This is a genomic window from Shimazuella soli (assembly GCF_022511585.1).
Lineage (GTDB): Bacteria > Bacillota > Bacilli > Thermoactinomycetales > Thermoactinomycetaceae > Shimazuella > Shimazuella soli.
Genome location: NZ_JAKWBN010000004.1, coordinates 32025 through 46770, shown reverse-complemented (window position 1 = coordinate 46770; position 14746 = coordinate 32025). Strand labels below are relative to the sequence as shown.

Genomic DNA, 14746 nt, shown 5'->3' with positions numbered 1-14746 from the left:
TTGTTTTTTCTATCACTATTATAATTGTTTCAATAATTCATAAAATCCTGGGAAAGATACTTGAATTGCCTCAGAACCATCCACTACTACTGGTTCATCTGCTGCTAGCCCAGCAATTGCCATTGCCATGCCGATACGATGATCTCCATAGCTACTGCAAATAGCTCCACGAAGTGGAGTTTTTCCTTCAATGATCAAACCATCTTCGGTCTCCTCCACTTGAGCTCCTAGTTTTCGCAATTCATTTGCAGTAGTGGAAATTCGGTTGGTCTCTTTTACCTTTAATTCTGCTGCGTCTCGAATAACTGTTTTTCCTTTTGCTTGAGTTGCTACTACTGCAATAATTGGAATTTCATCAATTAACCGAGGAATAAGATCTCCCCCAATTTCAACCCCTTTTAATTCCTCACAGGTTATAGTGATAGAACCGATTGGTTCACCAGAGGATTCTTGTTGTTTCTCCACTGTTACCTGTGCACCCATCGCTTTAAATACATCGATAATACCAGTACGCGTCGGATTTAATCCAACGTTTTCAATCGTTATCGTGCTACCTGGTACCATTAAAGCAGCTGCAAGGAAAAAGGCAGCAGAAGATATATCTCCTGGTACAATAACCTTAGTAGCTGTAAGCTCTTGTCCCCCTTCGATACTTGCACCATTATTGAAACGCTCTACTTGTACCCCAAAAGCACTGAGCATTCGCTCTGTATGATCACGGGAAGTCGTCGGTTCTAACACTGTCGTTTTTCCAGATGCTGATAAACCAGCTAACAAAATTGCTGATTTTACTTGAGCACTAGAAACTGGGCTTTCATATATAATTCCTTGGAGTGGTGTACCTTTAATTGTAAGTGGCGTAAATTTTCCATTTTCTTTCCCACTAATTTTTGCCCCCATCATACGCAATGGTTTTGCAACGCGATCCATTGGTCGTCTTCCAATGGAGGCATCCCCTTCAAGTATGCTCGTAAAAGAGGTACCAGCTAGTATCCCCATCATGAGACGGATAGTTGTACCAGAGTTACCAACATCGAGTGTAGATATCGGCGCTTGTAAACCGTCGATTGATTTTCCTATGACTCTTACACTAGTAGCCGAAGTTTTCTCTACCTGAACCCCCAGCTTTTCAAAACAAGCTATGGTTGAGAGACAGTCTGCTCCAGGGAGAAAACCTTCGACTGTAGTAATACCTTTCGCTAGGGAACCGAACATGATAGCCCGATGCGAAATGGATTTATCACCAGGAACTGTAATCACTTTTCGAAACGGCTTGATCCGGTTACTTGTTAAGGTCGACATGCTGAGCCTCCTTTTCATTTTCTGTATATGTGGTATACCCAGATTCTTCTAAAACAGGAATTGCGCGTTCATAATCATCCAGACGGCGAAAAGTCAACCGAAGAATACCATGTACCTCTTCTCTATTTTCCATGATACTTATATTACTCAAATTTATCTGATGCTCTCCAAGCAAAGTAGCTATTTTTCCAATCAGTCCTGGTTCATCGGGAATATTAATATAACATTCATAGATTGGAGCAAGTAAACCACGTTTCTTTTCTGGAAGTCTTTGACGGAGGTCACGAGAGCGAGCAAAAATTTTTTCAATCCATTCTGCATCCTCTTTTTCGATAGCATGCTGAAACTCAGTCATTTGCTTGATCCAATCCTCTAACAGCATTAACATCTCTTTTCGATTGCTGAGAAGAATATCTCTCCACATGATTGGATGGCTTGCGGCAATCCGTGTTAAATCCCGGAAACCACCTGCTGCTAAGCGATGAAACCAACCGTTTTCATCATTATAATTTCCTACTTGAGCAACAAGTCCAGTTGCAATGACATGAGGCAAATGGCTAATAGCTCCAACAACTTTATCATGATATTCAGCGTCCATTACCACTAGTTGCGCATGAGTTGCCTGCTTGAGTAATTGACTCAATCTCTCTACATCTATAAGTGATGTATCTGGTTCTGGAGTCAATACATAATATGCATTTTCAAACAACAGTGAATGTGCAGCTTGTACTCCAGAACGATGCGACCCCGCCATTGGATGTCCACCAATAAAAGTGTAGCCCTGTTCCGTAAGAATTTTGCCATATGTTGTGATCTCTGCTTTTGTACTGCCTACATCGCTAATAATTACCCCAGTTTTTAATTTCAAGTTTGCAAGCTGATTGATATAAATCCCAATATGACCTACAGGAACCGCTATAAAAATATAATCAGTATTTATAACCGCTTGAGAAAGGGAGGTAACTCCTTCATCGATAACTCCCAAGTTTAAAGCTTGTTGTACAGTATCAGCATGTGTATCAAAACCGATAACATGATGATTTGTTCTTTCTTTAAAAGACAAGGCGAGAGATCCTCCAATTAATCCGACGCCTAAGACAGCTATTCGCTTTCTCATTGTGACACCCTACTCTTTTTCTCCTGTAAAAAATTGCTTAACCCCGAGAGAAATACTTCATTTTCTTCCTTATTCCCTATGGTGACCCGTAAATATGTTGGAAAACCAAGTGCTTTTCCAGAACGAACAATTATTCCTTTCTTCAACAAGTAAGAAAAGACCTCATCCCCATTGTATTCAGTATTAATCAACAGAAAGTTGGCTTGAGATGGATAGTACCCAATCCCCCATTCGTCCAAACGTTCCATTATTTGCTTCATACCCATTCGATTTTGATTTCGACAATAAAGTACAAAGGTTTCATCCGAAATAGCTGCTAATGTAGCAGCTTGAGCTAGACGATTTAGGTTAAATGGTTCGCGAACTCGAGATAATTGTTGCACTACTTCTGGATGAGCAATTCCATATCCAGCACGGAAAGAAGCTAATCCATAAATCTTTGAAAAAGTACGTAAAACAATAATTCTAGGATTGTAATCTAGGAGAGAAAGGGAATCTGGAAATGTATCGTCAGTTACATACTCTACATAAGCTTCATCCAAAACAACAAGGACATGTTCCGGTAACTGATCAATAAAGTTGCTCAATGACTCATGATCAACAAATGTTCCAGAAGGATTATTCGGATTGCAAACCCAAACCAGTCTTGTATTTTCATTAACTGCTTCAAGCATTGCATCTAAATCATGTTTCCCTTCTCTCAATGGTACCTCAACAGGAACTGCTCCTTCGATTCTCGTCGCCGTTTCATATCGAGGAAAAGTAGGAGTAGCCATTACAGATTCTGTACCTGGTTCTAAGTATGCACGTGCTATCATTTGGATAACTTCATCCGAGCCATTTCCAAATATTAATCGGCGCTCATCTACTTCTAATGACTCTGCTAATTTTTGACGCAATAAAGGAGCGTCGTCCTCTGGATATAAATGAAATTGATCTTTTATTTGAGTGAGAGATTCCCATACTTTAGGTGAACAACCAAAAGGATTCTCATTCGATGCTAATTTGATAACTTTTTCTAATCCAAGCTCCCGTTTCACTTCCTCTAGTGATTTACCTGGTTGATAAACGGGTAAGCCTTGGATAGATTTTTTGGCTGATATCATGATAATCCCCCAACATTTTTTCTTTCTATCTTACTAGCTTAATAGCCCCTTGACAAATACGCGAATCTGTTCAAGTGATTTTTGTTTCTCTTCTTTTTTGCAGAGCCCTTGCTCCAATTCCATCACTTGTTTTACTAGTGCACTGCCAACAATGACGCCATCTGCTTTTTTCTGTAATTCTTGCACCTGAGATGCCCTAGAAACACCAAATCCAACCGCTATTGGTACAGGGCTATTCGATCGGACTTGCTGCAAAAACGCATCTAAATTGGAAGCAAACGACTGTCTAACTCCTGTCGTCCCTAATGAGGATACACAATAAACAAATCCTTTTGCTGTAGAAGCGATCTTTGCTACCCGTTCTTTAGAAGTCGGTGCTACTAATGGTACAAGATCCATATTCAGTTGATCCAATTGATTCCGAAGTTCATCACTTTCTTCAAAAGGCAAATCTGGTACAATAAATCCTGCAAAACCTGCTTTAGCTGCATCTCGAGCAACTTGATTCAATCCATAAGAGAGCAACGGGTTGTAATAAGAAAATAAGATAAGCGGAATATGATTTCCTTGTTCACGCACAGTTTGGGCAATCGAAAAAACATCTGCTAAAGTGACACCATTAGCCAATGCTTTTTCGGCAGCTTGTTGGATGATAGGACCATCTGCTACTGGGTCTGAAAATGGAACACCTAACTCAATAGCTGTTACACCTTCTTCAGAAAGTAAATGAATAAGATCAATAGTCACTTGCTTTGATGGATATCCTGCGACTAAATAAGGAATTAAATTCGTTTTATTAGACTGAAAAGACTTTGCTAATGTAGTCACTCAGATACCCCCTTGAAAATATGCTCGGATTGTTTCCATATCTTTATCTCCACGACCAGAAAGGCACACCAATATTTTCTCTGCTGCGCTACCATTTGAAGCTAAACGGATGGCTTCTGATAAGGCATGTGCTGATTCAATAGCTGGAATAATTCCTTCTAATTCACATAATTGCTTCACTGCTTCCATCGCTTCTTCGTCCGTTACTGCAGTATACCGTACTCGTCCAATTTCTTTTAGATGAGCATGTTCAGGCCCCACACCTGGATAATCCAAACCTGCAGAAATCGAGTGAGCTGGAATAATTTGACCATGCTCATCATGAAGCATATAACTATACGATCCATGTAATACTCCAGGTCTTCCTATACTAAGACTTGCAGCATGCTCTTTTGTATCCAACCCTTTTCCTGCTGCTTCTACCCCATGAATTTTCACAGCTTGATCATCGATAAAAGCCGTAAACATTCCAATTGCATTACTTCCACCACCGACACAAGCGACTACATCTGTTGGTAGACTACCTGTTCGTTCCAACATTTGCGCACGTGCTTCATCACCAATAACACGTTGAAAATATTTAACCATTTGCGGATATGGATGTGGTCCAACGGCAGATCCAATAAGATAAAAAGAATCTTCCACAGCAGCAACCCATGCTCGCATCGCCTCGTTTGTTGCATCTTTTAGTGTTCGAGAGCCAGATGTAACAGAAATAACCTCTGCCCCTAGTAATTCCATTCGAAAGACATTTTGTGCTTGTCGACGCACATCTTCTTCTCCCATATAAACTTTGCACTCCATACCAAGTAAAGCTGCAATCGTAGCAGAAGCAACACCATGCTGACCTGCACCAGTCTCTGCAATCAATTTTCTTTTGCCCATTCGTTTAGCTAGTAGAGCTTGACCAATCGTATTGTTAATTTTGTGTGCTCCAGTATGATTTAAATCTTCTCTTTTTAAATAAATCTCTGCTCCTCCAGCATACTCAGTCAATCTTTTTGCAAACGTAAGCGGTGTAGGTCTTCCAGAATAATTCACTAGAAGATCACGCATCTCTATTTCAAAAGTTGGGTCATCTAAAATCGCTTCAAACCCTTTTTCCAGTTCTAATACAGCATTCATCAACGTTTCTGGTACAAATCTGCCACCAAAGGAACCAAATCTACCATTCGACTTTGTCATGCTTTTTCATCCTCTCTACTAACTTGATCATCTTTTGATTATCTTTTCTTCCGTTACTTTCTATTCCTGAAGAGAGGTCCACCCCATCTAATTCATAATTACTGTAAAGGTTGTCAATATTGGACTCATTCAAGCCACCTGCGATCCACAAAGGAAGATGAAGAGATTCCGTTACTCGCTTTGCTTGAGGTATATAACTCCAATCAATTAGCTCACCCTTCCCGCCAGAAGCATGATCCAATAAAACGATATCCATTACATCTTTATAGGATGGTATCTCTTGTAACTGAGTTTCCGAAAATACTTTGATAATGGGAATCTGCCAACTTTCCTTTACTTGTTTACAAAACGCCGGCGATTCTTGTCCGTGTAGTTGTACCATGGATAAACCTAGGGATACAGCATTACCTACTTCCTCCAGGCTAGGATTTTGAAAAACGCCAACCCGCCAAATAGAATCAGGAATGATAGGTAATAAGTATGCCAATTGCTCCAATGAAACTGTTCGCTTACGGTTCGGAACGAGAATAAAACCAATTGCTTGTATAGGTAAAGTAGAAGCGAACTCCACTTCTTCTATCGTTTTAAATCCACAAAATTTCATTGCGATTTGCTTAATTGTTGTTCACCTACTCTCTTTAATTCAGCGACTGCTTTGGCAGGTTCCGGATGACGCATGAGAAATTCACCCACTAACACGCCATTGATGCTTGCATCTGCCATTACTTTCGCATCATCTAAAGTGAGTATCCCACTTTCTCCAATTACAGGAACAGGAGAGGTTATCAAAGGCCTTAATTTGGCTGTAGTCTCCAAATCTACTGCTAAAGTGTGCAGATTACGATTGTTTATTCCAATAACATCAGCGTTTACCTGTAAAGCTACTTCCACTTCAGACTCTTCATGAACCTCAACCAAAACTTCCATCCCTAGTTGATGAGCTAAATTGGAAAGTTGTGTACAACTATCCTGATTCAGAAAAGCAACGATGAGCAAAATAGCGTCAGCACCTAGAAATTTGCTTTCCAAAACTTGTAGAGGATGCAAAATGAAATCTTTTCGCAAAACAGGGATAGATACTGCATCTTTGACCTTAATAAGAGACTCTGGGCTTCCATGAAAGTATTCCGTCTCTGTTAAAACCGATATGACATTTGCCCCGCCTTTTTCATAACGTAAACCTTGTTCAACTGGATTTACATTACTTGCAATAACACCTTTTGAAGGAGATGCCGGCTTTACTTCCGCTATCACAGCAAATGGTGAAGATTCAATCGCCGCACGAAATGAACGACCTTTTGGCATAGAAGTAGCAGAATCCCAGTCCGATACGTTGTTGTACTTTTGTTCTAAAAGGGCAATTTCTTTATGTTTAATAGCCTTCATTTTTTCAAGAAACATGTGTTTTCACCTCTTGGGAACTTTTTGCTACTTGTTCTAATTTTTGCAGCGCCAAACCAGTATCAATCACCTCTGCAGCTAGTTGAACTCCCGCTTGGAGACTATCTGTTTTTCCAGCAACATAGAGAACAGCTGCGGCATTTATTTCCACTATAGAGCGTTTTGCGCTTTTCTTCCCTTGTAAAATCTCTCGAATAATCGCTGCATTTTCTTTTGGTGATCCACCTTCTAAATCTTCGATCATGCAAGGGGATAACCCAAAATCTTGAGGAGAGACAGTATAAGTATTCACCTGTCCATCTTTTAATTCGCTTACTTGCGTTGGTGATGTAAGGGAGATTTCATCCAATCCATCTAGTCCAGAAACAATAAGTGCATGATTGCTACCTAGAGCCTGTAATACTTTTGCCACCTTCTCTGTGTACTTAGGTGAAAATACCCCTATCAATTGACGTTGTACACCTGCAGGGCTAGCCAAGGGACCTAGTAAATTAAAACAAGTCCGAAATCCTAAAGCTTTACGTGTTGGATTGACATATTTCATTGCGGGATGATATTGAGGAGCGAACAAAAAACAAACTCCTGTATCATTTAGCTGTTTGCTCGATTCATCTGGAGTTAAATCCAGGGTTATGCCAAGTTCCTCTAATACATCCACACTTCCGCTTTTACTAGATATAGCTCGATTTCCATGCTTAGCAATGGATACACCAGCTGCTGCGGCGACAAAAGTCGTAGCAGTAGAGATATTAAATGTTTTTCCTCCATCTCCACCTGTTCCACACGTATCCACACTATCCACTACTAAATGAGGCAGAGGAGTTGCATATGCTCTCATACCCTCCACTAATCCAATCAATTCCTCCACTGTCTCTCCCTTGATACGAAGTGCCGTGAGAAGGGACGCAATTTGTACATCATTGAGTGAACCACTCATCATTTGTTCCATTAAATAATAAGTGTCTTTTTGCGTCAGGTCTTTGCCTTCTAGTAATTGATTGAGTAAAGTTAAAAACATCTGTTACTCCTCCTCTTCTCCTAATTCTTTGTCTGAGCTGATTTGGCTAATTGGATCGCAAGTAACATCGCACTTGCTTTATGGCGTGTTTCTTCATATTCCTTTATTGGATCAGAATCATAGACAATCCCCGCGCCTGCTTGCACAAACGCCTTATTGTCTCGAAAATAAATCGTTCGAATCGCAATACATGTATCCACATTCCCAGCAAAATCAAAATACCCTACCGCTCCAGCATAAATCCCACGTGCTTCAGGTTCTAATTCTGCTATGATTTCCATCGCTCTAATTTTCGGTGAGCCGGACACAGTACCTGCCGGGAAACATGCTCGAAATGCATCTAATGGTGTATGTTCTTTTGACAATTCTCCTGTTACTTGGGAAACCATGTGCATGATATGAGAATATCGCTCTACATGTTTAAATGCTGTTACTTGAACAGTACCATAGGTAGATACACGACCGACGTCGTTTCTTCCCAAATCCACCAACATGAGATGCTCGGCATTTTCTTTTGGATCTGCAAGCAGTTCCTTTGCTAACTCCTCATCCTCAACAGCGTCTTGACTTCTCGGCCTGGAACCTGCAATCGGTCTTGTCTCTACTAAGCGATCTTGAACCCGAACTAATATTTCCGGAGATGTTCCAACAATCTGCTCTTCGCCCATTTGTAGATAATACATGTATGGAGAAGGATTTAAATATCGTAAAATGCGATAAACCATCATGGGATCCGGAGTACATTCAACGGTATACTTTTGGGATGGCACAACTTGAAAAATATCACCTGCACGGATGTATTCCTTCGCATTTTCCACTGCTCTGCAAAAAGTATCCTGTGTAAAATTAGAGGTAATATGGCTAAAATCCACTTCTTCACGAACTAAATTAGGCAATGGTTCAATGAGGGGATGTATCGTTTGCAGACGATCCTTCCATTTCTCCAATTGATCGACTACTTTATCATAATCCATCACTTCGCCATTTTTTGCTTTCACATGCATAACCAAATATAAGACTTGTTCTAAGTGATCAAATACAATTAGACGATCATAAAAAGCCAGATGTGTATCATACGCTTTCGACTTTCCTGAAGAATTAACGAGCAATGAGTTCGGTTCAAATGCTTGAATCAATTCATAACTAAAATATCCTACAGCTCCTCCAAGAAAAGGCGGAAAGCCGTCATATTTTGGAGAAGTACTTTCATCCATTAAATTTTGTAGAAAAGGTAATGGATCGTCTGCTGGAAAAACTTTTATTTTATCGGCAATAGTGACAGTAAGCATACCTTCCTTACCCGTTAATATACAATAAGGCTTTGATCCCATAAAGGAATAGCGAGAAAATTTTTGACTTCCTTCTACGCTTTCCAATAAAAAAGAATACTCATCTTTGTCTAACGCATGAAATAACTGAATTGGTGTAACTGTATCTATTTGGATTTTTTTACAAATGGGAATATGGGAATATTGTTTGGCTAAAGCCTCTACTTCTATTTTGGTTGGATAAATCAATGGACTTTTTCCCTCCTAATGAGGTAGGAGAGAGAAGGATATAGAGGGAAAATAAATATGAAAAGCCAAAGCACCGGATGCTTTGGCTGTGGTTTGTCATCGTAAACTCAGCTCTACTCCGCTAACTATATCCCGATCTCTACTCTACTCATCTACTCAGACTCAATCTCTACTTTAACAATTACTAACTCATACTCTATATGAGGACACTCTTCCCTGTCAATGGGAACTTTACGATTTCAAATCTGGTCGTAACTTTACCGCTTCATTCAAATAAACATGTCGAATCTTATTTGCTGATTTGTCCGTATTGACAAGGAACATCATACGAATGCAAAGGGCTAATCCATTTGGCACATCTACTTCACTAGCGCCCATCAAAGGTACCAATTCCCATCCCTTTAAAGAACGTATAGCGGCAGCAGGAAAAGCAGCATTTAAGTCAGGGGTACTTGTTATCAAAATACTGGCTACATCATCTGCATGTAAATCATTCCGTTCGATAAGAGCTAAAGACAGCTCTTTTGTTGCTTTTAATATTTCCTCTTTTGTGTTTGTTGAAACTGTTGTAGCCCCACGAATTCCTCGAACCACTTAAGTACCCACCTCTTTAAGCTTTTTTAAGACTTTTTTTATCTTTGTTTCTGGAATCTCATTTACTATTTCTACGTTCCCCAGTCTCCTACTCAATACAAAGGTGTAGTTGCCTTGTTTTGCCTTCTTATCTCGCTTCATTATTTGTAACAAAGCTTCATCTGACCACGGCTCTTCGATTCGAGTCGGCAAAGAAAAACTTTGTAACAAAGATTCCGTATCTTGGATTAATTGCGCAGGGGCATCCAACATCTCTACACTTAGCATAGCTGCACCCACCATACCAATCGATATTGCTTCTCCATGGGTATAATGGCTGTAATTCGAAATAGATTCTAAGGCATGACCGATAGTATGACCATAATTTAAAATAGCACGTTTTCCTTTTTCCGTTTCATCCTCGGAGACCACACTAATTTTCACTTTACAACCACGGTAGATCGCTTCTTCCAAGATAGAAAGATTTCTCGCTTTTAAGGCCTGATTATTTTCCACTAACCAAGAAACAAATGATTTGTCCCAGATCAATGCGTGTTTCACAACCTCAGCAAATCCAGAAGTAAGTTCTCTAACAGGCAAAGAAGATAAAAGACTGACATCAAATAAAACAAACAATGGTTGGTGGAAAGCACCCATATAATTTTTACCCAGCCTATGATTGATACCAACCTTCCCTCCAATACTGCTATCATGAGCTAATAAAGTAGTTGGTAATTGAATAAATGGAATGCCCCTCATAAAACTAGCAGCAAAAAAACCAGCTAGATCTCCTACCACCCCTCCCCCAAGTGCTATAACAACACTAGAGCGATCTAAACCAGCTTTAATCCCTTCTTCATATAGCTGGTCTAAGGTCTCTAAAGATTTACTGCTCTCTCCCGCTGGAATGACTGAGAGGGTAACATCATAACCAGTCGAACGAAGTGATTCTAATAATGGCTTGGCATATAAAGCAGAGATATGGCTATCTGTTACGAGAAACAGCTTTTGAGTTGTTTCGATACTATGTTGACTAAGAAGTGATGGTAATTTTGATAATAACTCAACACCAACATAAACCGAATAAGTTCGAGTTTTCGTTTGAACTTGTAGCTCTCTCATTTCTTAAAACCTCTTTGTTTTTTCTCGGTATTGAGTAACTTGTTCAATCAATTCGTCAATCGTATCGGCTGGAAATTTCTCCAGCATTGCTTGTGCTATTTCCCACGCTACCACATTTTCAGCTACTACGCTTGCAGCTGGTACCGCACAACTATCGGAACGCTCTATACTTGCAGCAAAAGGTTCTTTGGTGTCTATATCCACACTCATCAATGGTTTGTACAATGTGGGAATTGGTTTCATCACTCCGCGAATAATAAGCGGTTGTCCTGTTGTCATCCCACCTTCAAAACCACCTAATCGATTAGTTGTTCGACCAAACCCTTGTTCTTCTGACCAAATAATTTCGTCATGCACCTGAGAACCAGGACGTTTTGCAGCTTCAAAACCGATTCCAAACTCTACACCTTTAAATGCATTAATGCTGACAATTGCCCCAGCAATCCGCGCATCTAACTTTCGATCCCAATGTACAAAGCTTCCAAGTCCAATAGGAACACCTTCGACAATTACCTCAACAATACCACCTAAAGAATCTCCCTCTTTCTTTGCTCGATCAATCAAATCTTTCATTGGTTGCTCTGCATTTGGATCAACACAGCGAACCGAAGACTGTTCTGAACGTGTTATTAATTCTTCTAAACTGAGCTCTACTCTTTCTGCTTCTACTTCTCCAATTCGAACCACATGACCACCAATACGAATTCCACATAGTTCTAAAATCTGCTTCGCTACTGCACCGACAGCCACTCGAGAGGCTGTCTCTCTTGCACTCGAACGTTCTAGTACATCACGCATATCATGGTGATTGTATTTGATTGCTCCATTTAAATCTGCATGACCAGGTCGCGGACGAGAAATCCGACGTTTACCAGCCTCCTCAGGATCAGCTAGTGGGTTCATGATTTTTTGCCAATGGGTCCAGTCTTTGTTTTCAATCACTAATGTAACTGGAGCTCCAGTTGTTTTTCCAAAGCGAACACCAGACAGGATTTGAGCTTGATCTGTCTCAATTTGCATCCTTCGACCACGACCATGTCCTAACTGTCTTCTATGTAATTCATTATCCAATTTTTCTTTGGAAAATGGTAATTGACTTGGTAATCCTTCTATAATAATTGTCAATTGTGGTCCATGTGACTCTCCCGCTGTTAAATACCTCATCCTATACTCTCCTCATCTATACATATAAAAAATCGTTACCTGTAAGTGTAACAAATAAACCGCTGTTTGGGCTAGAGCTGAAACAAAAAAGAGTTTCCTCACATTTTATTACATTAGAAAATGCTCATTCTCCTTTTCTCTCCTTTCCCTTCTAAACATTTTTCCTTTCTGTTCTTCCTCACCAATAATGTACTTATCATCATTACATGAATCTATTTGATTTATATCGCATTTCATTAGTTGAAATTCTTTTCATGATTAGCATACGTATCCAAAATTAGATAATTTATATTAGAATAAGATTTTATTAGTAATTTTTCGAATAATGGTAATAGAAAAGGAATGAGATGATGAAGAATCACTGGAAATCTTATCTTATTTGGTCTTTCGTTTCTATGCTCGGTGCAGGGTGTTTTGCAGTCCTTGCCTTAAATCGTGGAGAAACCGTCAATTCTATCTGGCTATTAACTGCTGCTGTATGTACATATGCCATCGCTTACCGATTTTATAGTCTGTATATAGCCAAAAAAGTACTGCAACTTGATGATCAGCGGAAAACGCCTGCTGAAGTCTATAATGATGGAAAAGACTTTGTTCCTACTAATAAATGGGTCTTATTCGGTCACCATTTTGCTGCAATTGCCGGTGCAGGTCCTTTAGTTGGTCCCATTCTTGCTTCACAAATGGGATATTTACCAGGAACACTTTGGATTATTATTGGAGTGGTGATCGGTGGAGCAGTCCAAGATTTCATTATCTTATTTGGTTCTATGCGGAGAAACGGAAAATCGCTTGGTGATATCGCTCGTGACGAAATAGGTCCTGTTGCGGGATTTACTTCTCTCATTGCAATTATTGGAATTATGACCATTTTGCTTGCTGTTTTAGGATTAGTTGTAGTCAAAGCACTCGCAGAAAGCCCTTGGGGAATGTTTACAATTGTATCGACAATTCCAATTGCTTTATTCATGGGAATCTATATGCGTTATCTTCGTCCAGGAAAAATACTCGAATCATCTCTGATCGGATTTTTTCTTCTCTTAATCTGCCTTTGGAGCGGTCAATTCATTGCAAATCATCCAATATTAGGTCCCTTGTTTACTTTTGAAGGAACAACCATCGCTTGGATGATGATTTTATATGGATTTGTTGCTTCCGTCATTCCTGTATGGCTACTTCTTGCTCCTCGCGATTATTTGAGTACCTTTCTTAAGATAAGTACTATTTTAGGATTAGCAATCGGCATTTTACTGGTGATGCCTGAATTGCAGATGCTTGCACTCACCAAGTTCATCAATGGAACAGGCCCAGTATTTTCAGGAAATCTATTTCCTTTCGTTTTTATTACCATCGCCTGCGGATCTATTTCTGGTTTCCATGCACTTGTTTCATCTGGAACAACTCCAAAAATGATCATGCGTGAATCACAAGCACGATTGATCGGTTATGGTGGTATGATTACAGAGTCTTTTGTCGCCATCATGGCGCTGATTGCTGCCTGCATTATTACGCCCGGAACATATTTTGCCATCAACAGTCCTGCAGCCATTATTGGTACTGATGTGAACAGTGCAGCGAAAGTTGTGTCTGAGTTTGGCTTTTCCATTACTCCTCATGATCTATCAAATCTAGCAAATCAAATTGGCGAGGAATCCATTTTATCACGAACAGGTGGAGCCCCAACTCTTGCAATTGGAATGGCTACTATTTTTTCTTCTGTCATAGGAGGAAAAACATGGATGTCCCTATGGTATCACTTCGCAATCCTATTTGAAGCAGTTTTTATTTTAACAACAATCGATGCTGGAACAAGGGTCGGTCGATTTGTGTTACAAGGTTTACTCGGCAGAATAGCTCCAAAACTAGGGAAAACAGACTGGTACCCTGCTAATATCTTGACAAGTGCAATTATTGTTGCAATGTGGGGCTATTTCCTCTATCAAGGAGTAGTAGACCCACTTGGTGGAATCAACACGCTATGGCCTTTATTTGGGATTGCCAATCAAATGTTAGCAGTTATCGCTTTAGCTGTAGGAACAACGATATTGATCAAAATGGGAAAAGCCATTTATGCATGGATTACTGCTGTGCCTCTCATTTGGTTAACTACCATTACCATGACAGCAGGTTGGCAAAAAATATTTGATCCAAGCCCAGCAATTGGTTTTTTGGCAGCATCCGACAAATACCAAACTGCCATGTCCAGCGGTAAACTTCTAGGTCTTGCCAATAATATGGAGCAAATGAACCAAATTGTTTTCAACAACAGAATAGATGCAGTGTTAACAGGCATCTTCATTCTCTTTATCTTGATTATTTTACTTGATTCTCTACGTGTATGGTACACGATACTAATAAAACGAGAGTCCCTTCAGCTCTATGAATCAAAGTATATAAAAAAGGAGGTATAATT

The 14746-nt window shown here is 39.8% G+C and carries 13 protein-coding genes; 1 reads left to right on the top strand and 12 read right to left on the bottom strand.

Going from position 1 to position 14746, the window contains the following annotated elements; all coding sequences use genetic code 11:
- Positions 1 to 18 precede the first annotated feature (18 nt).
- From aroA to aroC, 12 genes are all read right to left on the bottom strand, one after another.
- On the bottom strand, positions 19 to 1302 hold the full coding sequence (gene aroA / locus MK805_RS10930) for a 3-phosphoshikimate 1-carboxyvinyltransferase (RefSeq protein ID WP_240875928.1): 1284 nt from the start codon (positions 1300 to 1302) through the stop codon (positions 19 to 21).
- Complete coding sequence (locus tag MK805_RS10925) at positions 1283 to 2419, bottom strand: prephenate dehydrogenase (RefSeq protein ID WP_240875927.1); 1137 nt, start codon at positions 2417 to 2419, stop codon at positions 1283 to 1285. The genes aroA and MK805_RS10925 overlap by 20 nt, the downstream gene beginning before the upstream one ends.
- The gene (gene hisC, locus MK805_RS10920) at positions 2416 to 3522 is read right to left on the bottom strand and encodes a histidinol-phosphate transaminase (RefSeq protein ID WP_240876108.1); all 1107 of its coding nucleotides are present in this window, start codon (positions 3520 to 3522) and stop codon (positions 2416 to 2418) included. The genes MK805_RS10925 and hisC overlap by 4 nt, the downstream gene beginning before the upstream one ends.
- A 36-nt stretch (positions 3523 to 3558) precedes the next feature.
- A complete protein-coding gene (gene trpA, locus MK805_RS10915; protein ID WP_240875926.1) occupies positions 3559 to 4353 on the bottom strand; it encodes a tryptophan synthase subunit alpha in 795 nt (264 codons plus the stop codon).
- Positions 4354 to 5538: a tryptophan synthase subunit beta gene (trpB, locus tag MK805_RS10910; protein ID WP_240875925.1), complete on the bottom strand. Its 1185-nt coding sequence runs from the start codon at positions 5536 to 5538 to the stop codon at positions 4354 to 4356. It lies immediately after the preceding gene.
- Positions 5519 to 6142, bottom strand: coding sequence for a phosphoribosylanthranilate isomerase (locus MK805_RS10905; protein ID WP_240875924.1), 624 nt, complete (start codon positions 6140 to 6142; stop codon positions 5519 to 5521). Before MK805_RS10905 ends, trpB begins: the two co-directional genes overlap by 20 nt.
- Positions 6139 to 6939 carry an indole-3-glycerol phosphate synthase TrpC gene (trpC, locus tag MK805_RS10900; RefSeq protein WP_240875923.1) on the bottom strand — a complete coding sequence of 267 codons (801 nt, stop codon included), beginning with the start codon at positions 6937 to 6939 and terminating at the stop codon, positions 6139 to 6141. The genes MK805_RS10905 and trpC overlap by 4 nt, the downstream gene beginning before the upstream one ends.
- Complete coding sequence (gene trpD / locus MK805_RS10895) at positions 6929 to 7957, bottom strand: anthranilate phosphoribosyltransferase (protein ID WP_240875922.1); 1029 nt, start codon at positions 7955 to 7957, stop codon at positions 6929 to 6931. Before trpD ends, trpC begins: the two co-directional genes overlap by 11 nt.
- 20 nt (positions 7958 to 7977) lie before the next feature.
- Entirely contained in the window at positions 7978 to 9474 is a 1497-nt protein-coding gene (gene trpE, locus MK805_RS10890; RefSeq protein ID WP_240875921.1) for an anthranilate synthase component I, read from the bottom strand.
- Positions 9475 to 9705: 231 nt separating this feature from the next.
- Positions 9706 to 10068, bottom strand: a complete 363-nt coding sequence (aroH, locus tag MK805_RS10885) for a chorismate mutase (protein ID WP_240875920.1) — start codon at positions 10066 to 10068, stop codon at positions 9706 to 9708.
- The gene (aroB, locus tag MK805_RS10880) at positions 10069 to 11169 is read right to left on the bottom strand and encodes a 3-dehydroquinate synthase (protein ID WP_240875919.1); all 1101 of its coding nucleotides are present in this window, start codon (positions 11167 to 11169) and stop codon (positions 10069 to 10071) included.
- Positions 11170 to 11172: 3 nt separating this feature from the next.
- Entirely contained in the window at positions 11173 to 12333 is a 1161-nt protein-coding gene (aroC, locus tag MK805_RS10875) for a chorismate synthase (RefSeq protein WP_240875918.1), read from the bottom strand.
- 347 nt (positions 12334 to 12680) lie between these two features.
- Between aroC and MK805_RS10870 the strand changes: the two genes are divergently transcribed.
- Positions 12681 to 14744, top strand: a complete 2064-nt coding sequence (locus tag MK805_RS10870; protein WP_275092332.1) for a carbon starvation CstA family protein — start codon at positions 12681 to 12683, stop codon at positions 14742 to 14744.
- Positions 14745 to 14746 lie beyond the last annotated feature (2 nt).

What these genes read in the sequence shown, in the direction of transcription:
- aroA (WP_240875928.1), bottom strand. Translation starts at nt 1,302, where the DNA reads ATGTCGACCTTAACAAGTAACCGGATCAAGCCGTTTCGAAAAGTGATT.
- MK805_RS10925 (WP_240875927.1), bottom strand. Translation starts at nt 2,419, where the DNA reads ATGAGAAAGCGAATAGCTGTCTTAGGCGTCGGATTAATTGGAGGATCT.
- trpB (WP_240875925.1), bottom strand. Translation starts at nt 5,538, where the DNA reads ATGACAAAGTCGAATGGTAGATTTGGTTCCTTTGGTGGCAGATTTGTA.
- MK805_RS10905 (WP_240875924.1), bottom strand. Translation starts at nt 6,142, where the DNA reads ATGAAATTTTGTGGATTTAAAACGATAGAAGAAGTGGAGTTCGCTTCT.
- trpC (WP_240875923.1), bottom strand. Translation starts at nt 6,939, where the DNA reads ATGTTTCTTGAAAAAATGAAGGCTATTAAACATAAAGAAATTGCCCTT.
- trpD (WP_240875922.1), bottom strand. Translation starts at nt 7,957, where the DNA reads ATGTTTTTAACTTTACTCAATCAATTACTAGAAGGCAAAGACCTGACG.
- aroB (WP_240875919.1), bottom strand. Translation starts at nt 11,169, where the DNA reads ATGAGAGAGCTACAAGTTCAAACGAAAACTCGAACTTATTCGGTTTAT.
- aroC (WP_240875918.1), bottom strand. Translation starts at nt 12,333, where the DNA reads ATGAGGTATTTAACAGCGGGAGAGTCACATGGACCACAATTGACAATT.
- MK805_RS10870 (WP_275092332.1), top strand. Translation starts at nt 12,681, where the DNA reads ATGATGAAGAATCACTGGAAATCTTATCTTATTTGGTCTTTCGTTTCT.